Here is a 22,482-nt window from a genome sequence, read left to right as displayed (position 1 = left end):
CACCACCTCAGGAGGAATCACCCAGTGAGTACCGACGCCGAAACCCATTCCCCTCGTGCGGGATTGGACAGCGAGTTGACCGACGCGCTGGTGGGAGCCCGCAGGTTCTTCACCCGCGCCGAGATTTCCGCCGACAACCGGGCGCTGTATCAGATCGGTGGCCGTGGCGCCGATCAGTTCTACCGAGACAGGTGGAGCCACGACAAGGTGGTGCGCTCGACCCACGGGGTGAACTGCACCGGGTCGTGCTCGTGGAAGATCTATGTCAAAGACGGCATCATCACCTGGGAAACCCAGCAGACCGACTACCCCTCCGTCGGGCCGGACAGCCCGGAGTACGAGCCGCGCGGCTGCCCGCGCGGTGCCGCGTTCTCCTGGTACACCTATTCCCCCACCCGCGTGCGCTACCCGTATGTGCGGGCGGTACTGCTGCAGATGTATCGGGCCGCCAAAGCCGCCACCGGCGACCCGGTCACCGCGTGGGCCAGCATCGTCGAAGACCCCGAACGAGCCCGCACCTACAAGGCCGCGCGCGGCAAGGGCGGGCTGGTGCGCGCCACGTGGGAGGAAGCGGCCGAACTCGTCGCCGCCGCGCATGTGCACACCATCAAACGCTACGGTCCCGACCGGGTGGCCGGATTCTCCCCGATCCCGGCGATGTCGATGGTCTCCCATGCCTCCGGCGCGCGGTTCGTGTCGCTGCTGGGAGGCACGATGCTGTCGTTCTACGACTGGTATGCCGACCTTCCGGTGGCCTCCCCGCAGGTATTCGGCGACCAGACCGACGTCCCGGAATCCGGCGACTGGTGGGATGCCGGATATCTGATCATGTGGGGATCGAACCTGCCGGTGACCCGCACCCCGGATGCGCACTGGATGGCCGAAGCCCGCTACCGCGGCCAGAAGGTCGTGGCAGTCTCTCCGGACTACGCCGACAACGTCAAGTTCGCCGACGAATGGCTCGCGGCGGTACCCGGCACCGACGGGGCTTTGGCGATGGCGATGGGCCATGTGGTGTTGCGCGAGTTCTTCGCCGACCGGCAGGTGCCCTACTTCACCGACTACGTCACCCGCTTTACCGATCTGCCGTTCCTGGTGACCCTCGACGTGCGCGAGGACGGGTTCGTGCCGGGCAAGTTCCTCACCGCTGCCGACCTGGAAACCCACCGCGATGTCGAGCACGCCGAATTCAAAACCGTGCTGATCGATGCCGTGACCGGCGAGCCGGTGGTGCCCGGTGGATCGCTGGGGTTCCGCTACGGCGAGCAAGGCGCCGGGAAGTGGAACCTCGACCTCGGGCAGGTACAGCCGCTGCTGTCGATGGTCGGCGCCGACAGTGTCGAGGTGACGTTGCCGCGCTTCGACTCACCCGAGTCCGCCATGCTGCGCCGCGGGGTGCCGGTGCGCCGGGTCGGTGATCATGTGGTGACCACGGTGTTCGACCTGCTGCTGGCCCAGTACGGGGTGCACCGCGACGGGTTGCCCGGCGATTGGCCCACCGGCTACGACGACGCGACCCAGCCCTACACTCCGGCCTGGCAGGAGGCGATCACCGGGGTGCCCGCGGTGGCCGCGGCGCGTATCGCGCGCGAATTCGCCGCCAACGCCGAGGAATCCAAGGGCCGGTCGATGATCATCATGGGCGCAGGCACCAACCATTGGTTCCACTCCGACACCATCTACCGGGCGTTTCTGGCGTTGACCACTCTCACCGGCTGTCAAGGCGTCAACGGCGGCGGTTGGGCCCACTACGTGGGTCAGGAGAAATGCCGTCCGATCACGGGCTGGTCGCAGCTGGCGTTCGGGTTGGACTGGTCACGCCCCCCGCGACAGATGATCCAGACCGCCTACTGGTACCTGCACACCGACCAGTTCCGCTACGACCATTTCAGCGCCGACACCCTCGCCGCCGCCCCCGAAGCCGGTGGACAGCTGGCAGGCAAAACCACCGCCGACCTCATCGCCCAAGCCGCCCGGATGGGGTGGATGCCGTCGTATCCGACCTTCGACCGCAACCCCCTCGACCTGGCCGACGAAGCCGCCGCCGCGGGCACCGACATCGCCGAGCACGTGGTGGGGCAGCTGAAGGCCGGGCAGTTGCGCTTCGCCTGCGAAGACCCCGATTCCCCGGCCAACTTCCCGCGGATCCTGAGCGTGTGGCGGGCCAACCTGCTGGGTTCCTCGGCCAAGGGCAACGAGTACTTCCTTAAACACCTGCTCGGCACCGACTCCTCACTGCGCGCCGAACAAGCACCCCCGCATGCCCGCCCGAAAGAGATTGTCTGGCATGAGCAGGCACCGGTCGGGAAGCTGGATCTGCTGCTGTCGCTGGACTTCCGGATGACCAGCACCACGATGTTCTCCGATGTCGTGCTGCCTGCGGCGACCTGGTACGAGAAGCACGATCTCAATACCACCGACATGCATCCGTTCATCCATTCGTTCAACCCCGCGATCGCCCCACCCTGGCAGACCCGCACCGATTGGGCGTCCTTCCAAACCATCGCCGAGGCGTTCAGCAAGCTGGCCGCCGATCATCTCGGCGTGCGCCACGACGTGGTCGCCACCCCGCTGTTGCACGACACCCCCGACGAGCTGGCCACCCCGCACGGACGAGTGCGGGACTGGAAACACGGTGAGTGCGAACCGATTCCGGGTGTGACGATGCCGCGGCTGACTGTGGTCGAACGCGACTACACCGCGATCGCAGCGAAGATGGCGGCGTTGGGGCCGCTGGCCGAGAAATTGGGTGCGACCACCAAAGCCATCACCTACCGCCTCGACCGGGAAGTGGACTACCTGCGCCACAAGAACGGCGCCGTGCGCGGCGGACCCGCCGACGGGCGGCCCTCGCTGGCCAAGGATCTGCATGCGTGTGAGGCGATCCTCGCCTTGTCCGGCACCACGAACGGCCACCTGGCCACCCAAGGGTTCCGCACCCTCGAACAGCGCACCGGCACCCGGTTGGCCGACTTGGCCGCCGAGCACGAGGGCAAACAGATCACCTTCGCCGACACCCAAGCCGCGCCCGTACCGGTCATCACCTCCCCGGAATGGTCGGGCAGCGAAACCGGCGGGCGCCGCTACTCTCCGTTCACCATCAACGTCGAACGCCTCAAGCCCTGGCACACCCTGACCGGACGCCAGCATTTCTTCCTCGACCACGACTGGATGATCGAGCTCGGCGAGCAGCTGCCGGTGTTCCGCCCACCCCTGAACATGACCGCCCTGTTCGACGAACCCGCCATCGGCGCGCGCGGCGAACTCGGCCTGACCGTGCGCTACCTGACCCCGCACAACAAGTGGTCGATCCATTCCGAGTACCAGGACAACCTGTTCATGCTCAGCCTCTCCCGCGGCGGGCCCACGATCTGGATGTCGAATCTGGACGCCGCGAAAATCGGTGTCGCCGACAATGATTGGATCGAAGCGGTCAACCGCAACGGTGTCGTGGTCGCCCGCGCGGTCGTCTCCCACCGCATGCCCGAGGGCACGGTGTACATGCACCACGCCCAGGACCGCCTCATCGACGTCCCCCGCGCGGAGACCTCCGGCAAACGCGGCGGCATCCACAACTCGCTGACGCGGCTGCTGATCAAACCCAGCCACCTCATCGGCGGCTATGCCCAATTGTCGTTCGCGTTCAACTATCTCGGCCCCACCGGCAACCAACGCGACGAGGTGACCGTTATCCGGCGCCGCAGCCAGGAGGTGACCTACTGATGCGTGTCATGGCTCAGATGGCGATGGTGATGAACCTCGACAAATGCATCGGATGCCACACCTGCTCGGTGACCTGCAAACAAGCCTGGACCAACCGTTCAGGGGTGGAGTACGTGTGGTTCAACAACGTCGAAACCCGCCCGGGACAGGGATATCCACGCACCTACGAAGACCAGCAACGTTGGCGCGGCGGGTGGAAGCTGGGTCGGCGCGGCCGGTTGCGGCTGGCCGGGGGTGGGCGGTGGCGCAAGTTGGCCACCATCTTCTCCAACCCCAAACTGCCTCGCCTGGCCGACTACTACGAGCCCTGGACCTACGACTACGCCAACCTGCTCACCGCAGGCCCGCAGGAACACACCCCCGTGGCCCGCCCGCGCTCGCTCATCACCGGCCAACCCACCAAGATCACCTGGTCGGCCAACTGGGACGACAACCTCGGTGGCGCACCCGAACACGGCAGCGCCGATCCGATGCGCCGCGGCATCGAAGACAAGGTCCGCTTCGAATTCGAACAGACCTTCATGTTCTATCTGCCGCGGATCTGCGAGCACTGCCTCAACCCGTCGTGCGCGGCGTCGTGTCCGTCCGGGGCGATCTACAAACGCAGCGAGGACGGCATCGTGCTCGTCGACTCCGACCGCTGCCGCGGATGGCGGATGTGTGTGTCCGGATGCCCTTACAAGAAGGTGTATTTCAACCACCGCACCGGTAAAGCCGAGAAATGCACCTTCTGTTTCCCCCGCGTCGAAGTCGGCATGCCGACGGTGTGCGCGGAAACCTGCGTGGGCCGGCTGCGCTACATCGGGCTGGTGCTCTACGACGCCGACCGTGTCCTCGACGCTGCCTCCACGCCGAAGGACACCGACCTCTACGACGCCCAACGGGAGATCCTGCTCGACCCTCGCGACCCGGCCGTCATCGCCGCCGCCGAACGTGACGGCATCCCCGCCGACTGGATCAGCGCCGCGCAACGCTCCCCGATCTACGCCCTGATCAACACCTTCCAGGTGGCGTTGCCGCTGCATCCGGAATACCGCACGATGCCGATGGTCTGGTACATCCCGCCGCTGTCGCCGGTGGTCGACATCGTCCGCGACACCGGCCACGACGCCGAAGACCACGGCAACCTCTTCGCCGCCATCGACGCCCTGCGCATCCCCGTGGACTACCTGGCGCGGCTGTTCACCGCCGGGGACACCGCACCGGTCGACGCGGTGCTGCGGCGGCTGGCCGCGATGCGCAGCTACATGCGCGATATCAACCTCGGCCGCGAACCTCAGGAGCAGATCGCGACCAAGGTCGGCATGACCGGCGAGCAGATCTACGACATGTACCGGCTGCTGGCATTGGCCAAATACGATGAGCGCTACGTGATTCCACCCGCCCACGCCGAACAAGCCCACGGCCTGGAAGAACTCGCCACCGAATGCAGCCTCGACTACGAAGGCGGCCCAGGCATGGGCGGGTCGGGTCCGTTCGGGGAAGCATCCGGCGGGGTCTCCCCCATCGCGGTCGAGAACTACCGAATGCTGCGCGACCGGCAAACCACCGACACCCTGGCCGCACCGGTGGACAAAGGCAGCCGCGTCAACCTGCTCAACTGGGACGGCAAAGGACACCCACCCGGACTCTTCGGACCCGCCGACCAACCCGAACGCGACGACCGAGGAGAGCCCCGGCCATGACGATCACCGACACCGACCGGATCCTGGCCTGGAAAGCCCAATCCCTGCTGATCGCCTACCCCGGTGAACACCTCACCGGTCAATGGCCGCTGCTGCGTGAAACCAGCGCCGCCCTGCCACCGGCGCTCGGGGAACCGCTACAGATGTTCTGCGACAAGGCCGCCCACCGCGACCCGCTGGATCTGGCCGCCGACTACGTCGCCACCTTCGACCACCACAAACGATTCAGCCCGTATCTGACCTACTTCGCCTACGGCGACACCCGCAAACGCGGAGTGGCGCTGCTGCGGTTCAAACACACCTATCGCGCCGCCGGGATGATCCTGCACGACGACGAACTGCCCGATCACCTCGCCGTCGTGCTCGAATTCGCCGCCACCGCCGACCCCACCGCCGGGGCTCGCCTGCTCGTCGAACACCGCGCCGGCCTCGAGCTGCTGCGTCTGGGCCTGCACGACATCGGATCGGTGTGGGCGCATGTCTTGGACTCGGTGTCGGCCACCCTGCCGAGCCTGGGCAGAAACGAACACGACGCCATCGCCGCACTGGCCGCGCAGGGCCCACCCGAAGAAGAAGTCGGACTGGCCCCCTTCGCCCCACGCGAGTACATGCCCCACGGAGGAGCACGATGAACGGCCAACCCAGCACCGGCGAGATCCTGCTGTGGGTCGCGATCCCCTACGCCTCGATCGCCTGCTTCGTCGTCGGCCACATCTGGCGCTACCGCTACGACAAGTTCGGGTGGACCACCCGCTCGTCTCAGCTGTACGAGAACCGGCTGCTGCGCTGGGGCAGCCCGCTGTTCCACTACGGAATCCTGCTGGTCGTCCTCGGACACATTGGCGGACTGCTGATCCCGAAGTCCTGGACCGAGGCCGTCGGGATCAGCGAACACACCTACCACCTGCTCGCCGTCGGGCTCGGTGTCCTCGCCGGCGCCGCGACCCTGACCGGCGCCGCGATCCTGATCTACCGTCGCCGCACCGTCGGGCCGGTCTTCTCCGCCACCACCCGCAACGACAAGATCATGTACGTGCTGCTGATCGGCACCATTCTGCTCGGGTTGGGAACCACAGTTCTGGGCAACCTCACCGACCACCCCCACGACTACCGCGAAACCGTCTCCCCCTGGTTCCGGTCCATCTTCTACCTCCAACCCCAACCCGAACTCATGGCCGCCGCTCCCCTCGGCTTCCAACTCCACGTGCTCAGCGCGTGGGCGCTGTTCGCGTTCTGGCCGTTCAGCCGCCTCGTACACGTGTTCTCCATGCCGCTGGGCTACCTCACCCGCCCCTACATCGTCTACCGCAGCCGCGACACCCAACTCGGTTCCCGCGCACCACGACCCGGGTGGGAACAAGTCCGCTAGTCGTACTTTCAAAAATCGCGCAGCAGGACAGCTTCGGTGAACGACTCCCGTGCGAGGTCATCGCGGCGGATCAGCCACACCAGAACACCCCGCCGACTGCTGCCCGGCTGTCCGTCCTGGCTGTCGCAGGCCAGCATTCCCTCTGCGGGGTCGCACTGGAACTGCGCCAGCATCACCCACTCCAGCGCGCGCTCGGTGTCGTGTGGGCCGGCCTCTCGCGGGTGTGATCCACCCACGCTCTCGGCGCGGCCGAGAGCGGCTTCGTACTCGACGGCACCCGCGCTCGCGTACCCGCCGACCCGGTGCTCGAACCGGGTCCCCTGCTCGGCGAGTTCGTCGAGGAAGCTCTGGTCGTACAAGGGGTGGTCGTATAGCTCCTCTCGCGTGTGCAACGCGAACGCGTGCCGTACGCGCGGATGGTCGGGAAACGGCGCGGTGGGGTCCCTCCGGGCGATCAGCCGCATGCCGGGAAACACCGCAACCCCCGGCGGGGCCGCGCGGACGCCGCAGGGCGTGCCAGCAGGGAGATAGAAGACTCGGCCGTGCGTCGGGCCGCAGCGTCCCGCCCGGTACCGGCCCTCCGGTCCCTCGCCGAGCGGCGTGGAGGCGAAGAACGCGAGCACGCCCTCGGCCGGCAGGGGGATGTCGAGCCACCCGAATGGGAGGGCCGCGCAGTCCAGCGCCGCGATGAAGGCCAGCGGCGCACCCTCGGGGCCGGTCGGCCAGTCGATTCCCCTCGGCAGCCGCGGAAAACACCGTCGTCGTCGACGCTGCTGGCGTAGTCCTCGAAGTCCATGGTGGAGAGGAAGAAGTTGACCTCGACCTCGGCCATCGCGATCGGCGCGATCCGGAACACCGGGTCGCCGTCCCCTCGGACATCCTCGTCGCTGGTATCGACTGCCAGCAGTGGGTGCTCGGGGTCGGTCATCGTGGTGGTGTCGGCGAGGAACACATAGGTCTGGCCATCGACCAGATCACCTAGGTCGGCGGGGTTCAGCCCGTCGAAGGTCACGTCGTCGACGGGTGTCAGCTCTGTCATCGTGTCTTCGTCGTAGGACGCGAGGACCGCCGCGAGGGTTTGGGCCCAGGCCGCGTCGTCGGTGAAGTCCGTACGCACCAGAAGCGATTCGCCCTGGGGCAGAGATCGTGCCATGCGCCCGATTGTGCGCTACGGCAGCCGAACACCCTGCGCAACCAGCATCACGACGTCAAGATTCGCCGATACGGAAATCCTCAGATCCGAGGCGACGTCAGCTTCCACCGATGGGTGACGCCACAGATCACCGATAGAACCACAGTGCCCGATGCCGGTGTCGGACGAGTCGTCGCCAGTCACCACTACTTACTTTGCGGCTCAGCGATTTACCGGTTGCGGCTCGTCCTTATCGGATGGCCGCCTGCTCGCCAGAACTCGGCCAGCACCATTCGGTTATCTCCGGCGGATCCTCCCCGACGCGGCGGGCGTGGGCGCGTGCCCGGTCGACCTCGGCGAGCAGATGGTCGCGAAGGTGACCGATCCGCCGGCTCAGGCGCGGCACTCGAGCCAGCGCCGCCAAGGCCAGTTGGAAGCGGTCGATTCCGTTCATCATGCACATGTCGAAAGGCGTTGTGGTGGTGCCATTGTCGACGAATCCGCGCACGTGCATCCGGTCGTGGCCGGGCCGGCGGTAGCTGAGGGTGTGGATGAGCCAAGGGTAGCCGTGGAAGGCGAAGATCACCGGTGCCGTCGCGGTGAAGATCTGCTCGTATTCGTTGTCGGAGATGCCGTGTGGATGCCGGTCGGGTGGGAACAACCGGGCCAGGTCCACCACGTTCACAACGCGGACCGCCACCTCCGGTGCCAGTTCCCGCAGCAGCGCACTGGCCGCGAGCGTCTCTCGAGTGGGGACGTCACCGGCGCAGGCCAGCACGATATCGGTGTCGCGGTCGAGATCGGAACTGGCCCAGCCCCAGATGCCAAGGCCACGTTCGCAGTGGACCCGGGCGTCGTGATCATTCAGATACTGCAGCGCCGGCTGCTTGCCTGCCACCACAACGTTGACCCGGCCGCGGCTGCGCAGACAGTGGTCGAAGACGTGGAGCAGACAGTTCGCGTCCGGCGGCAGGTACACGCGGCTCACCTCCGGTCGCTTGCTCAGCACGTGGTCGATGAAGCCCGGATCCTGGTGTGAGGCGCCGTTGTGGTCCTGCCGCCACACATGCGAGGTGATTAGGTAGTTCAGGCTCGGAATCGGTTCCCGCCACGGGAATTCGGCGGACATGTGCAGCCATTTGGCGTGCTGCACCACCATCGAGTCGATGATGTGCGCGAATGCCTCGTAGGTGGAGAACACCCCGTGCCGCCCGGTGAGCAGATAGCCCTCCAGCCAGCCTTGGCACAGATGCTCCGACAGCACCTCGAACACGCGTCCGTCCGGGGACAGGCGGTCGTCGCCGTCGCACCGCGATGCCCGCCACCGCCGACCGGTCACCTCCAGCACGGCGTCCAACCGGTTGGAAGTGTGCTCGTCGGGTGAGAAGAACAGCAGGTTGTGTGGATTCGCCACCAACGCGTCGCGCAGATAGCCGCCCAGGACGCGGGTGGCCTCACCCCGTGTGGCGCCTGGGGACGCGATCGTGAGTGCGTGCTCGCCCACGGGTGGCAGACGCAGGTCGACCTGAGTACGGCCGTGCGCCACCGGATTCGCGCTCATGCGCAGTTCGGCTCGTGGGTGCAGGTCCGCGATCCGGTCGGCTGGATGGCCGTCCGGCCTGAACAACTCCTCGGGCCGATACGAGCGCAGCCACTGTTCGAGCAGCTCGAGGTGTTCGGGATTGTCGCGGACGCCGGCCAGCGGCACCTGATGGGCACGGAAGGTACCCGCCACCGGGATCCCGTCGACTGTTGCGGGCCCCGTCCAGCCCTTCGGCGTGGCCAGCACGATCGCAGGCAGGCGCGGATCGTGCGGTCCGATACCGCGGCGGGCGTCGTCGCGGATCTCCCGGATGCGGTCGAACACTTCGTCGAGGACCGCCGCGAAGCGCTCGTGCACCTCCATCGGCTCGCTGCCCTCGACATGGAAGGGCTCCCATCCGTGGCCTTTCAGCAGCGCATCCAGATCGCTGCGCGGAATCCGGGCCAGCAGAGCCGGATTCGCGATCTTGTATCCGTTCAGGTGCAGGATCGGCAGCACACTGCCATCGGTGACCGGATTCAGGAACGACGGCGCATGCCAGCTGGTCGCCAACGCACCGGTCTCGGCCTCACCGTCCCCGATCAAGCAGGCGACCACCAGATCCGGATTGTCCAGCGCCGCCCCCGTCGCGTGCGCGAGTGAATAGCCCAGCTCGCCGCCCTCGTGGATCGAGCCCGGCAGGTGCGGTGAGGCGTGGCTGGGCACTCCCCCGGGAAACGAGAACTGGCGGAACAGTTCTCGCATACCAGCCAGATCGCGGCCAACCGCTGGGTGGCGCTGTGAATAGGTGCCCTCCAGCCAGGCCGCCGCGTTCAGCGCGGCGGCACCATGTCCCGGCCCGAGCACGTACAGCATCGACTGCCCCAACCGCATGATCACCCGGTTGAGGTGAGCATAGGTCAGCGTCGCTCCCGGCACGCTCCCCCAGTGACCGATCAACCGGGGTTTGATATGTGCGGGCCGCAGCGGTTCGGCGAGCAGCGGATTGTCCAGCAGATAGATCTGCCCAGCCGACAGATAGTTCGCGGCCCGCCACCACGCGTCGAGATCCGCTAGGTCGCAGGCGGTTTCGGCGTCTTCGGAAACTACTGCGGTCATCGCGCTGACTCCTTCGCGTGCTACCTCGGCGGTCATGCCGAATCAACGATAGGAACCGCCCCGGCGCGCGGGATGCGGCCGATCGTCACCCGGCGGCAGGCCGAAGGACCATCGGGTTCTGGAACATCTACACCGACCATCCCATCGAGAAACAACCGGGCCGCTACCGGTTGCACGAGCTGCTGCAGCGACCGGCGCGTATCGGCTGCGGTGCGGAACACTGTGTTGGGCTCGCTTTTCAGCGCCGGCCGTGGCGGCGTTCGTACGCGTCGCGTTCGGCGGCGGCTTTCTGCCTTTCGCGGGCGCCAGCAAGTGCGGGGTCGAGTCCGTGGCCGGCGAGGTGGTGGCGGCGGTAGACGTACATCAGCGCGACCGTGAAGTAGATCAGCGGCAGATAGGGCGAAGGTCCTGAGCCCGAGTGGCCCTCGGATCCCCGGCGCGTATCGACGTCCCGGCCGCATCGGCACCGGAAGTCCGCTGATCAAGGGTCCTCATGCCCTGCCCTCCGACACCGCGGCAGGGGGATCGTGGAGAAGAACAGTTCGACCACGAAGGGCAACGACACCATGGACGACCGCGCACTGCCGGACGACGACACCGTCGCCACCGCCCTGGCCCTGGCCCTGCGCGCGCCGTCGAGAGGCAACATGCAGCCGTGGCGCTGGCAGATCCACCCGGGCAGCATCGACCTGTATCTGGATCGGACTCGATCGCTGCCCGTGACCGCGGGCGATCAGCGTGACGTGCTGCTCGGCTGCGGAGCGGCACTACACCACTTGTCGGTGGCCTTCGCCGCGCTCGGATGGGCGACGATCGTGCATCGGATGCCGAGTCCGGGTGACCCCGACCATCTGGCCGCCGTGGCGGCGGTGGCACGGCGACCCACCACCCAGGACATCGCCATGAGCGCCGCGATCACCCGCCGCCGGAGCGACCGCAGGCACTACAGCGACTGGACCGCCCCACCGGGGTACCTCGGGCTGTTGACCGAGCGTGCCGCGGCCCTGGGCGCACTGATACGCCCGCTCCGCGACCGGAGCGGGGACCGACAGGCCCTCGAGACACGATCCGCCGCCCAAGGCTGGGCAGGCGAGCCCGACCACGCCGACCTGCTTCTGCTGGCCACCCCCAACAATGACCGGCTCGCGCACCTGCGTGCCGGCGAGGCGATGAGCGCCGTGCTGTTGACCGCGACCAACATCGGACTGGCCACCTGCCCGCTCTCAGCGCCGCTCGACAGCGCCGACCAACGCCTTCACCTGCGCCGCGACGTCCTCGACGACACCGCCCACCCCCAAGTCATCCTGCGAGTGGGTCAAGCTCCCGACACCCCCGATCAGCCGCAACGCACCCCGCGCCGATCACTCGCCGAGATGCTGTCCCCCGCCCACGCCTGACACCATTGCCGCGCAGCATCCCCCGAGCCGGTTGCGCACCAGCCCGAAACGGTGGCACCCGCGCCACGACAGCACCGTGCGAACCGCGCCGAATTCGCCCGGTTGGCAGCACATACACCCCGACCGGCTTGGCGCCCACCTGATCATGCAGGCGCGGCAGTTCGCGAACCTGCGCCGCCGCGTCAACGCGGCGAAGAGCACCCAGGAACTACGCCCGCCTGCACGCGCCGGTCATTGGTCCCCGATCAGAGGGACCAAAGCACCTTCGCCCCTTGGCCTTTCACCCACCCACGGCGTGAAGTTCTCGCGGTATCCCCACGCCCTCAACCTTCGCGGCATGTAGCCGCAGCCGAGAACAAGAGCCTCGTGCACCACCTGGTGACTGAGAGGCCGCGTTCTCGATGGCCTGTTCGGGTAGACAGACCTGCGGCTACCGGCCACCTCGAAAAGTCGTCCGCGGCAGCGTCATTGCGCTGCGCATTTTCTCGCTGGCGGTGCCGCTCGACTCTCAGTCCCGGTTGTCGGAGGTGTTCAGCTTCGATGCCAGCACTGCGGCCTGAGTGCGCCGTTCCACGCCGAGTTTCGTCAGCAGCCGGGACACGTAGTTCTTCACCGTCTTCTCCGCCAAGAACATTCGCTGCGCGATTTGCCGGTTGGTCAATCCTTCACCGAGCAGTCCCAGCAGAACTCGTTCTTGGTCGGTGAGCGTGGCCAGCGGACCTGTCTTGGCCTCGGCCTCTTCCCGCAGCTTTGCCATCAGCGCGGCCGCGGCTCGGTTGTCCAACAGTGATTTGCCCGAGCCGACATCGCGGATCGCGTCGACGAGGTCGGTCGTTCCGATGTCTTTGACCACATAGCCGCTGGCACCGGCCAGGATTGCATCCAGCATGGCCTGCTCGTCGGTGAACGAGGTCAGGATCAGGCAGCGCAGCTCGGGCAGCTGGTTGAGCAGCTCGCGGCACAGCTCGATGCCGTTGCCGTCGGGCAACCGCACATCCAGCACCGCAACATCCGGTTGCAGCGCGGGGATGCGCGCCAACGCCTGCGAGATGCTGCCCGCTTCACCGACGACGTCCATATCGGACTCGGCATCGATCAGGTCGGCCACCCCACGCCGCACGATGTGGTGGTCGTCCACCAAGAACACCTTGATCATGTCCATGCACCTCCGTCAGCCATGTTCTCAGCGTACGAAGGTATTCGCCGAATCGGGCCGGAGTTGGGCCTCTGACTGATGACCGAAGCCCCTTGACCGCTGACCATCGGTGTTGTCCCACTCCCGACGTGCCGCTGCCACAGTGTCGGGCAGCGACAGCGCGGTGTCGATCACCGTCGCGTCCGGCCATTCTGCCGCCTGCCCCGCCATGGCGGCGGCGATCTGCCGGGTCGCGTCGGAATCACCTCGAGGCCGACAGTCGATGCGGCGACCGGCCACCGAGGGCGGGCAGTGACACACCAGTTGCACCAGATCGGCGCGAGCCTCGGCCGCCAACGCGGCAGCCTGTCGCTGTTCGGTGGAGTCGGTCCAGCTCGCGTCCAGGATCACCGAACGCCCCGCGGCCAGCAGTTCTCTGGCTCGGGTGCGCAGCTCGGCGTAGACGCGGGCTTTCCCGGCGGCGGAGTACGCGCCCACCCCGAAGGTTCCGATCTCGCCGGTGATTTCGCCTGCGGCGAGTAGTTGCTTGCGCACCTGGTCGCTGGATATGACGACCGCTCCGGTCGCCGCCGAGAGCTCCCGGCTGACGGTCGATTTCCCGGTGCCGGGTAGTCCGCCGATCAACACCAGACGAACCGCCGCCCGCTGTAGGTGCTGCAGTGCCAGCAGCAAGTGTCGGTGCAAGCGTTCGCGGGCGTTCTGCTCACCCTGCTCGAAACGGATCGTGTCGACCTTCGCCCGCACCAGCGCCCGGTAGGCCACGTAATGGTCGCGCAGCGATGCCGGTGCGGTGTCGGTGGTGAGCTGCTGGTAGTCATCCAGCAGGCGCCGGGCCAGCTCCGGATGCCCACGGAACTCCAGATCCATGGCCAGGAACGCAATGTCGTCCAAGCGGTCGACGTAGCGCAGCCGGTCGTCGAAATCCAGGCAGTCCAGCACTCGGAAACCGTCAGCCAACTCGAAGATGTCCTCGGCTTGCAGGTCGCCGTGACCGTCGAGGACGCACCCCTCGGCGATCCTGGCAGCCAGCAAGGGTGCCCGGCCATCCAGATAGCGCATCGCGAGCCTGCTGGTCCGGGCGACGAGTTCGGGGTCGGCCACCTCTGCGGGCTGTTCGGCGAGGCTGCTCACCAACGCCTGCCACCGTCGGCGCAGCGCATCGGGGGTGCCTTCGGCATCGATGTCCGGTCCGCGGCGGGCGCCGCGGTGGAACTCGGCCACTACCCGCACCAGCGCCGACAGTTCGGCGACGCTTTTGGCCGGATCGGCCAGGAGGTTGGACAGGCGGCTGCTTTCGGGCATACGGCGCATCACCAGGACCGGTTCGCCGGGACCGCCCTCGGGGTCGCTGAGATGCGCCAAGCCGAGATAGACGTCCGGCGCGAGCCGGCGGTTGAGTTCCAGCTCCCTCGCGCAGGCGCGCTCGCGTAGCTGCGGCGTGCTGAAGTCCAGGAAATCGGTGCGAACAGCCTTCTTCACTTTGTAGGCGCGCTCGCCGTACAACAGCACCAGCCCGGCGTGCGTTTCCCGCACCTCGCCGGGCCCCGTATTTCCGGCCATGACGCTCGCGAGCACTACTGGGCCGGCCGGTAGTGCTTCGAGGACAGGTGATGGGCCGAGATCTCTTCCTGGGCGCGGAGCTCATCGCTGGTGACGACGTGCGCGTCCGGACCCGGGAACGTCAGGGCTCGGTGCCCGCTATCGCTCCAATGCACCACGTAGGGCGGTGCCCCGTCCTTGCCGTGCACCTCCTCGATGAGTCCGTGCCGCACCGTCCCGCCGACACTGCGCCCTTCGACGATCAGCCAGTCCCCTGCTTTGGCCTGCATGTGACCTCAACCTCCTGTATTCCGGGCAAAGTCCATCCTCGCTCTGGGGCGTGCCACGCCAGTAGGGCCATTGGTCGCTGCGAAGGACCACACGCCTGACGCGGAGGGTGGGCACCGAGGACAACCTCGAGCCACCCATGGCACCGGATCCGAACCGACCGATCGGAGCAGCAAAACCGCAGTTCATCGACCGCCCGGTGCGGGCGTCAGCTGGTTGACAAACCAGTCGCGGGCCAGTTCGGCGACCTTCTCCAATGCACCTGGCTCGACGAACAGGTGAGTCGCTCCAGGCACCACCGCCAACACGGTCTCACACGACATCTCCTGCGCCGCAAGGCGGTTGAGCTCCAGCACGCGAAGGTCGTGACCACCCACGATCAGCAGCGTCGGTGCGCGCACCGCGGCCAGCGCCGGACCGGCAAGCTCCGGTCGGCCGCCACGCGATACCACCGCCGCGATCTCCACGCTGGGATCGGCTGCCGCGCGCAACGCCGCGGCCGCACCCGTGCTGGCTCCGAAGTACCCGATCCGCAGGCCGTTGACCTCGTCTCGACAGGTCAGCCAGTCGGTGGCGGCGAGAAGCCGCCGTGACAGCAGCTCGATATCGAAAACCCGTGCCCGAGAGTTCTCCTCGTCTACGGTGAGCAGGTCGAACAGCAGCGTGCCCAGCCCAGCTCGGTTCAGCACCTCGGCCACAGAACGGTTGCGCGCGCTGTGACGGCTGCTGCCGCTGCCGTGAACGAACACCACCATCCCGATCGGGTTCTCCGGAATCGTCAGATTCCCGGCCAGCTCGACCTCTCCAGCCCGGAACTGCACCTCGTCGTCGCGCAGCGGCGGATCGCTCGCGGGATCCGCCTGGGGCTCCCGCATATCGCCAGGCAACGAGCCCAGCAGCTCGGTGACCTCGGCGTCACAGACCTGGCCGAAGTGCCGATACCAAGAGCCGACAGCGCCGAACAGTGTCGGTGCATGCAGGCACACCACCTCATCGGCGTCGCCCTTCAGCATCGCCGGCGAGTCAGCGGGCGCGACCGGCACGGCCAGCACAACGCGGCGCGCACCGTGTGCCCACGCCACCTGGCAGGCGGCCCGCGCTGTCGCACCGGTCGCGATGCCGTCATCGACCACGACCACGGTGCGACCCACCAGCGGGACACGCGAGCGTGTCCGCCGCAGCAGCCCGGCACGCCGCGACAGTTCGCCGCGTTCGCGGCGCTCCACCGTCGCCATTTCCTCGCGCGTGAGTTTCGCGTAGGCGACGATCTCGTCGTTGATCACGAGGACCTCGTCCTCACCGATCGCGCCGAAGGCGAGTTCCGGTTGGCGCGGGACGCCGAGCTTACGCACCACGATCACATCCAGGGGCGCATCCAATGCCCGCGCGACCTCGTAGGCCACAGCGACACCGCCCCGCGGCAGGCCGACCACGACGACGTCCTCGCCCCGCAGACGCTCTAGCCGCCGAGCCAGCCGGCGCCCGGCGTCACGGCGATCATCGAACAACATCGCAGCACCCCTTCAGGCGATCCTCAGCGTGAGCGTCGGCGACTGTGTGGCCGCGATTCCGATCGCCGCCGAGTCGAGAGCGGCGGGTCTCGACTACGCGAGACGACGACGCGCGCGACACGCATGCCGCCCGCGATGACCGGGCTCGCAGTTCAAGCGTGGCCCGCACCCTGCTCACGCAGGGTCTCGAGCCGGCTCACGTACTCCTTGCCATCGATCTCCCCACGCGCGAACCGTTCCGCCAGCAAACGTTCCACCGCAGGCGGCTCCGCGCGGCGATCCAGGTCGGGACGAGTAGCGACACGGACGACCACCACCAAGGCGGTGATCAGCAGACCCCAGAACAACACCATGCCGAGGCTCATCCACGCATACCCCCACCCATGCATGTCGTTGCCGTACCACACCATCATGGCACTGTCTCCTCACGTGCATCAGGGGCGCTTCCGGGCAGATGCCCGGCCGATAACCACTGTGCGTCGCACATCACCCGCCGCGGCAGAGGCGATCGACACCAACAGCAGATGACCAACGCCCCCGACCAGGAGACGGACGTCGCGCACGGGCGCCAACCCACCTCAGGTACTCGCCACCGGACCGTGCAGCAAGGTTTCCCGGCTGGTGGTCGATGAGAGGACGAAGGGCCTCGCCAGAAGGGCCTTCGTGATCGGTTGTCCTCCGGGCGGGATCGACCACACTTGACGGTGTGGATACCGCTGGCTTCAGGAAGCGGTGACGACGAAACTACGGCAACACGAAGGCGGCAGGTGATGGGCTCCCGTGAATCCCACATGTCGCAATCGGACCTGTTCTCGTGGAACATGGAGCGCGATCCGGTCCTGCGTTCGACGATCGTCTCGGTCATGGTCCTCGATACCGACCCTGACTGGGATCGGCTCGTGCGCACAATCGATCGGGGCACCCGCCTCGTTCCGAGACTGCGGCATCGACTGGTCACTGCGCCGCTCGGCTTGGCCCCACCCCGGTGGGCACTCGATCCGGGTTTCGACCTGTCCTGGCACCTGCGGCGGGCCGCATTGCCGAAACCCGCGGACATGTCCGCGGTCCTCGAGTTCGCGCGCACCGAGGCGATGACGGCCTTCGATCCGGCCCGTCCGCTGTGGCGCTCTACGCTGCTCAGCGGTTTGGCCGGGGCGCGGTGTGCGCTGGTGATGACGCTGCACCACAGTCTCACCGATGGCATAGGCGGCATTCAGATCGCGACGGCACTGCTGGATGTCGATCGTTCGGAAACCGATCCCGGCCAGCTTCCCGAGCCCGCGGCCGACGGTGACGGCGCGCTGCGCGACATCGTGGAGTGGAACTGGTCAGTGGGCTCGGATCTTCTCCGCGGCGGCATTCGGGCAACACGACAGACCGCGCGACGAGTCCTCGCCCATCCGGCGCGCACGGTACGCGACGGCGCGGCACTGGCGACTTCGCTGGCTCGTCTGGTCAAGCCCGTCACCGCGACAATGTCGCCGGTGATGACCGAGCGCGGACTCGATCGCCAACTGGCGACGCTCGAGGCGCCCGTCGAGCAACTGCAACGCGCGGCGCGGTCGTCGGGCTGCACGATGAACGATGCCTTCCTGACCGCGGTGGTCATCGGACTACGCCGATATCACGACCAGCACGCGGCGACGGTCGACCGGTTGCGGCTGACCATGCCGATCAGTCTTCGCACCGCCGATGATCCCCTCGGCGGCAACCGGATCACTCTCGCGCGTTTCGCGTTGCCGGTCGGCATCTCCGCTCCCGGAGAATTGATGCGGGCCGTGAACGGCACGGTCGGGAGTTGGCGCCGCGAGCCGGCGATACCGCTGTCCGGGGCCGTCGCGGCGGCGTTCAACCGGCTGCCGGTCGGCGTGGTCACCGAGATGCTCAAGCATGTGGACTTCGTCGCGTCCAACGTTCCTGGTTCCCCGGTGCCCTTGTACATTGCCGGGGCGCGCATCGATCGGTTGTACGCCTTCGGTCCCACCATCGGCACGGCCGTCAACGTGACGCTGACCTCGCACGCCGGAACCTGCTACATCGCCGTCAACGCCGATGCCGACGCAATCCCCGACATCACAACCCTGACCGACTGTCTCGCCGCGGGATTCGCCACCGTGCTTCGGCTCGGCCGCGTAGGCCACCGACCAGACGGTGGCGACGTCACGGCCGAACCCAACGGTCGGCATCGCTGCGATCCGTGACCGGGCTCCATCCCCCGCATCATCGACGGATGACGTGGCTTGGGCAACCTGCTCACGAAAGATGCCGTGCGGGAGTGACATTCGTACACACCCATAGCAGTCGGTCGGCGTGTACGAAGGGGTCCATCGGCGGGTGCCGGACGGGTCTTTCGGCTCTCACCGCGCAGTGTCAGCGGTGCCAGAGTCGTTTGCATGAGCAAAGGCACCGCAACGGATGCGGCACTTCGGATATCGATCGGGCACCATGTCTCGGCGGCAGCGGCCGACTACGCACGGGAAAAGCTCAACGCCGCTTTGGATCATGCGTCCGAGCCGCTGCTGGGGGTGCGAGTTCGGCTGACCGGGCACGCCGACCCCGCGGTTGCGCGACCGATCATCGCGCAGGCGAACGTGAATATGAACGGACGCCCGGTCCGGGTCCAGGTCGCCGCCGCGACAGCCAGGGAGGCCATCGATCTTCTCACTGCCCGGTTGAAGACGCGCCTCGAGCGGCTCGGGCGTCACTGGGAAGCGGTGCGCGGCGGAAGGTCTCGTGTGCGGCCCCATGAATGGCGGCACGGTGACGCCGTGGACTACCTGCTGCCACGCACTCACGACGCCGCTGAGCAGCGACAGATCGTGCGGCGAAAGTCGTATGCACTGGTCGGTGAAACGTGCGACGAGGCCGTGTTCGACATGGAAGTCATGGACTACGACTTCCACCTGTTCACCGAATCCGGCACCGACGCCGACAGCGTGCTGTACCGCGTCGGCGACCGCGGTTACCGGCTCGCGCAGCTGGATCCGCATCCCGAGTCCGTGACTCACAGCGCTGTGCCGTTCACCGTCAGTCCGACGCCGGCACCGGCACTGCAAGTCCAGGACGCCATTGCGCGTCTCGAGCTGACCGGCCTGCCGTTCGTCTTCTTCCGCGACCGAGCATCGAACCGGGGCAGCGTGCTCTATCACCGGTACGACGGTGACTACGGACTGATCACGCCGCCAACACAGCAGTGAGAGTGCGGCTCGAGGAAGCATGATGAACATCCGTTACGCACCGCTGTACGTGCTCGCGGTGACTGTCCTGGTCACCGCACTGGTCCTCGCCGGTCTGCCGGTCGCCATCCTCCTGCTGCTCCAGATCGCTGTGGCCTGCCCGCTGCTGGTGCTGGTCCTGATCGGCAGCAGCGGACGCGACGCCGCGCCGCGAAATCGAGCAGCACAGCACGCTCACGGCGGTTAGGCCGTGTTTCGACGTGGTGGCTGTGAGAAGTGCAGCTGCCCGGCGCTTCCGGTATTGGCGGGTCGAAAGATGTTGCCTGGGTTGGCGTATTGGTGTCCTGATGTGGGCGAGGTCCCGGTAGGTGGGTTGGTCCCCGTTCGGCAGGGTGCGCGAGGCAGTGGCGGGTGTGGTGACGGCGTCGATCACGTCGACTCAGCGGTGGTGCCGATGGGTGCTTCGTGGTTCGCGCAGAGGTCGCCGGGCCCTCGAGTTGTGGCCTTTGTCCCCTTCGGCGAGCCGCCAGCCGCATGCGACCGTAGGCGAGAAAGGCATCGTCATGGAAAGTGAGGCAAAGGAAATGGCCAGGAAGCATCCCGATGCCGACAGCGTGCGGGCCGCGTTGGCGCTGGCCGTGCGCGCGCCGTCGGTGCACAACACCCAACCGTGGCAGTGGCGCGTCGGCGACACCACCGTGCACCTGTACGCCGACGAGAGCCGCAGACTGCCGCAGGCCGACCCGGATGGCCGTGATCTGCTGATCAGCTGTGGTGCCGCATTGCACCATTTCCGGGTAGCGGCGCGGTCGTTGGGATGGGAGACAGTCGTACACAGGTTCCCCAATCCGGCCGAGCCGACGCATCTCGCGGCGATCGAGTTCACCGCGACCACCCCCACCGATGACGTAATCGAAGCGGCGCGCGAGATCAACCTCCGACGCACCGATCGGCGGCGGGCCACCTCTTGGGAGGTCCCCGAGGCGCTGCTTGCCAAGATCGTCGCGGCGGGTACCGCCGAGGGCGCGCTGGTCAGCGAGGTTCCCGGGGGCTCCACCCGGATCCGTCTGGTGCGGGCGTTCCAGGAGGCCGCGCAGCAGCATCACATCGACCCTGCTTATCAAGCCGAGCTGGCCGCCTGGAGCGGACGCCACGCGGCCGAAGAAGGGGTTCCCTCGCGCAGCACTGTGGCCGCGGCCGATCCGCTGACCCGCGAGTTCCACTACCCGACCCTGACCGAGGCGGTGCTGCACGATCTCGATGTTCGTGGCGTGCTGGTGCTGGTGCACACCAGCTCCGACGATCCGCTGTCGCGGCTACGCGCCGGGGAGGCGACCAGTGCGGTGCTGCTGGCCGCCACCGCGATCGGATTGGCGACCTGTCCGCTGACCGAACCGCTGGAGCTGCCAGGCACTCGCGCGCTCGTGGGGACAGATCTGTTGTCCGGCAGCGGTTTCCCTCAGCTCCTGGTCAGGATGGGCTGGGCAGCTACCAGCGCCGCACAGGTCCCGATGAGCCCACGCCGGGCGCTGGATGACGTGGTACATCGCTTGTGACCCGGCCGCCGCCAGATCTGGGGCGCAGTTGCGCAGCTACACCGACCACCATCCCTCGACACGGGCTGATGGAGTATCGAACGGCCGCCTCCCCGCCGCGGCGCCAAAGTGCACCGCTGCCCGCACACTAGGTGCGGCGGCCGCTGTCGGCGTGGGGTGGTGTCTGAGTGTGCTGTCCGACTGGGCTGGAGAACCGATGGCTGTGGCGAGTGCGTCCCCCATGACTCGAGTCGAGGACGTCGATCACCTCGGCCAGGGCAATCGCGATTTCGTCGAGTTTGTGCTGGGCGTCCTCGTTGGAGCGACGCAGCATGCCATACAGCACACCGATGAGAACACAGGTCGTGGCTGTCGAGGTGATCTCGACCGCCAGATGCCATCTCTGGAAACTCGTCGGGGTGAGAATCGATAGCACCCATGCCGCCGCCAGTATCGGGCAGAACACGATCAGAAGTGTCAAGGCTGGGCGCTTGCCGGTAAAGCCGAGCAGCCGTCGGACAATCAACCGCGAGACCGTGCGCGCCGAGGGCATCGGCGCTGGACGCTCGCTCATTCGCTTCGTGTGATTTCCCACCGTGTCGGCCCCTTCCTTTCCTGAACGGTGTGACACTTCGACCACCATGGGATCCGATCGCATACCTTCGGTCCCCGCCGACGGCACCGTGCACCTCGGCGCCGCAGGAACGAAACGCACACAACCCAGCAACCACTGGGCATTCGATGCGGCAGCGCTCGCGGCTGGGTATCGAACCTCGTCGCACAACCGCGTTTCGGAGATGCTGCTCAACCAGCCGATTCGTGTTCGATCCGGAACACCGGGTAGTCCGCGGCGATTCGTTCGTAGTCGGCAAGTGGGGCATTCGGGTCGACCGGTATGTGCGGACGCGCTCCGGGCGCCACGCGGAGGTACTGCCGCAAGATCGGGGCCCGTCGAGCAGGCACGACCTGCGTGAGGTGGACGGTCTCGCTGGTGCCGTGCCGTAGCACGGCGTGACCGTCGGCGGCGGCGAGGTTGCGTACCCAGTTCGCATTCCCGCCCAGCATCGATACCAGATACCGTTCGCCGTCGACTTCTGCGAGCACCACTGGGAACCAGATCATCCGCCCGCTGCGCCGTCCGCGAATACCCAACGTCGCGACCCTGCGCGGCGCGACGCCGATCGCGAAAAGCCATGCCGAGCAGCGATTCTGAATTCGGGCGAAGAGATTCGGCCTGCCGTTGCGGTAGAGCCAGCGCAGGTAGTTGTCATATCCCCGCATGGGCGTACTCCTCGGAGGTTGTTCCGTAGCTTTGCGCAGCAGGCTGCCC

Annotated in this window: 19 protein-coding genes and 1 pseudogene; 9 read left to right on the top strand and 11 right to left on the bottom strand. The window is 67.1% G+C overall.

The features are described 5' to 3' along the window. The first annotated feature begins 24 nt into the window (after positions 1–24). Genes NL1_RS02570 through narI form a run of 4 tightly spaced genes read left to right on the top strand, consistent with a single transcriptional unit; the run spans position 25 to position 6,777 of the window. Positions 25–3,723, top strand: coding sequence for a nitrate reductase subunit alpha (locus NL1_RS02570; protein WP_373862514.1), 3,699 nt, complete (start codon positions 25–27; stop codon positions 3,721–3,723). Beyond that, on the top strand, positions 3,723–5,408 hold the full coding sequence (gene narH, locus NL1_RS02565) for a nitrate reductase subunit beta (protein ID WP_067833793.1): 1,686 nt from the start codon (positions 3,723–3,725) through the stop codon (positions 5,406–5,408). Before NL1_RS02570 ends, narH begins: the two co-directional genes overlap by 1 nt. Further along, positions 5,405–6,040 carry a nitrate reductase molybdenum cofactor assembly chaperone gene (gene narJ / locus NL1_RS02560; protein ID WP_067833791.1) on the top strand — a complete coding sequence of 212 codons (636 nt, stop codon included), beginning with the start codon at positions 5,405–5,407 and terminating at the stop codon, positions 6,038–6,040. Before narH ends, narJ begins: the two co-directional genes overlap by 4 nt. Further along, positions 6,037–6,777, top strand: coding sequence for a respiratory nitrate reductase subunit gamma (narI, locus tag NL1_RS02555; RefSeq protein ID WP_067833788.1), 741 nt, complete (start codon positions 6,037–6,039; stop codon positions 6,775–6,777). The genes narJ and narI overlap by 4 nt, the downstream gene beginning before the upstream one ends. 8 nt (positions 6,778–6,785) lie before the next feature. On the opposite strand, the gene NL1_RS36130 is transcribed toward narI, so the two are convergent. The 4 genes and pseudogenes from NL1_RS36130 to NL1_RS38050 form a co-directional block, all read right to left on the bottom strand. Next, on the bottom strand, positions 6,786–7,466 hold the full coding sequence (locus tag NL1_RS36130) for a DUF1963 domain-containing protein (RefSeq protein ID WP_245673062.1): 681 nt from the start codon (positions 7,464–7,466) through the stop codon (positions 6,786–6,788). Between the two features lie 65 nt (positions 7,467–7,531). Continuing rightward, positions 7,532–7,930, bottom strand: a pseudogene (locus NL1_RS40110) (DUF6924 domain-containing protein); the annotation flags it as partial. Positions 7,931–8,159: 229 nt separating this feature from the next. After that, entirely contained in the window at positions 8,160–10,550 is a 2,391-nt protein-coding gene (locus tag NL1_RS02540; protein ID WP_067833978.1) for a phosphoketolase family protein, read from the bottom strand. A 238-nt stretch (positions 10,551–10,788) separates the two neighbouring features. Further along, complete coding sequence (locus NL1_RS38050; protein ID WP_373862515.1) at positions 10,789–10,935, bottom strand: DUF5313 family protein; 147 nt, start codon at positions 10,933–10,935, stop codon at positions 10,789–10,791. Positions 10,936–11,077: 142 nt separating this feature from the next. Here NL1_RS38050 and NL1_RS02535 point away from each other — a divergent pair, with 142 nt between their 5' ends. Further along, a complete protein-coding gene (locus NL1_RS02535; protein WP_245673058.1) occupies positions 11,078–11,947 on the top strand; it encodes a nitroreductase family protein in 870 nt (289 codons plus the stop codon). Between the two features lie 508 nt (positions 11,948–12,455). Here NL1_RS02535 and NL1_RS02530 read toward each other — a convergent pair. The 5 genes from NL1_RS02530 to NL1_RS02510 form a co-directional block, all read right to left on the bottom strand. After that, positions 12,456–13,103 (bottom strand): response regulator transcription factor, encoded by a 648-nt coding sequence (locus tag NL1_RS02530; RefSeq protein ID WP_067833974.1) that lies wholly within the window; start codon positions 13,101–13,103, stop codon positions 12,456–12,458. Between the two features lie 27 nt (positions 13,104–13,130). Next, entirely contained in the window at positions 13,131–14,663 is a 1,533-nt protein-coding gene (locus NL1_RS02525; protein WP_067833972.1) for a bifunctional aminoglycoside phosphotransferase/ATP-binding protein, read from the bottom strand. A 14-nt stretch (positions 14,664–14,677) separates the two neighbouring features. Further along, entirely contained in the window at positions 14,678–14,932 is a 255-nt protein-coding gene (locus NL1_RS02520) for a DUF1918 domain-containing protein (protein WP_067833780.1), read from the bottom strand. 183 nt (positions 14,933–15,115) lie between these two features. Next, the gene (locus NL1_RS02515) at positions 15,116–16,441 is read right to left on the bottom strand and encodes a phosphoribosyltransferase family protein (protein WP_067833777.1); all 1,326 of its coding nucleotides are present in this window, start codon (positions 16,439–16,441) and stop codon (positions 15,116–15,118) included. Between the two features lie 152 nt (positions 16,442–16,593). Beyond that, a complete protein-coding gene (locus NL1_RS02510) occupies positions 16,594–16,854 on the bottom strand; it encodes an SHOCT domain-containing protein (protein ID WP_067833774.1) in 261 nt (86 codons plus the stop codon). Between the two features lie 378 nt (positions 16,855–17,232). Between NL1_RS02510 and NL1_RS02505 the strand changes: the two genes are divergently transcribed. From NL1_RS02505 to NL1_RS02490, 4 genes are all read left to right on the top strand, one after another. Further along, complete coding sequence (locus tag NL1_RS02505; protein ID WP_084510247.1) at positions 17,233–18,642, top strand: wax ester/triacylglycerol synthase domain-containing protein; 1,410 nt, start codon at positions 17,233–17,235, stop codon at positions 18,640–18,642. 192 nt (positions 18,643–18,834) lie between these two features. Further along, the gene (locus NL1_RS02500; RefSeq protein ID WP_084510246.1) at positions 18,835–19,638 is read left to right on the top strand and encodes a ribosome hibernation promotion factor; all 804 of its coding nucleotides are present in this window, start codon (positions 18,835–18,837) and stop codon (positions 19,636–19,638) included. A gap of 22 nt (positions 19,639–19,660) precedes the next feature. Then, positions 19,661–19,864 (top strand): hypothetical protein, encoded by a 204-nt coding sequence (locus NL1_RS02495; RefSeq protein ID WP_156094614.1) that lies wholly within the window; start codon positions 19,661–19,663, stop codon positions 19,862–19,864. Positions 19,865–20,180: 316 nt separating this feature from the next. Next, entirely contained in the window at positions 20,181–21,173 is a 993-nt protein-coding gene (locus tag NL1_RS02490) for an Acg family FMN-binding oxidoreductase (protein WP_245673057.1), read from the top strand. Positions 21,174–21,300: 127 nt separating this feature from the next. Here NL1_RS02490 and NL1_RS02485 read toward each other — a convergent pair whose 3' ends face one another. Together NL1_RS02485 and NL1_RS02480 are read right to left on the bottom strand one after the other, a co-directional pair. After that, the gene (locus NL1_RS02485; RefSeq protein WP_156094613.1) at positions 21,301–21,795 is read right to left on the bottom strand and encodes a hypothetical protein; all 495 of its coding nucleotides are present in this window, start codon (positions 21,793–21,795) and stop codon (positions 21,301–21,303) included. A gap of 161 nt (positions 21,796–21,956) precedes the next feature. Next, positions 21,957–22,433, bottom strand: coding sequence for a hypothetical protein (locus tag NL1_RS02480; protein ID WP_067833758.1), 477 nt, complete (start codon positions 22,431–22,433; stop codon positions 21,957–21,959). Positions 22,434–22,482: the final 49 nt, after the last annotated feature.

The sequence above is a fragment of the Nocardia lijiangensis NBRC 108240 genome (assembly GCF_001613045.1).
Lineage (GTDB): Bacteria > Actinomycetota > Actinomycetes > Mycobacteriales > Mycobacteriaceae > Nocardia > Nocardia lijiangensis.
Note: the sequence above shows the minus strand (reverse complement) of the source record. Positions and strands in the feature narration are given on the sequence as shown.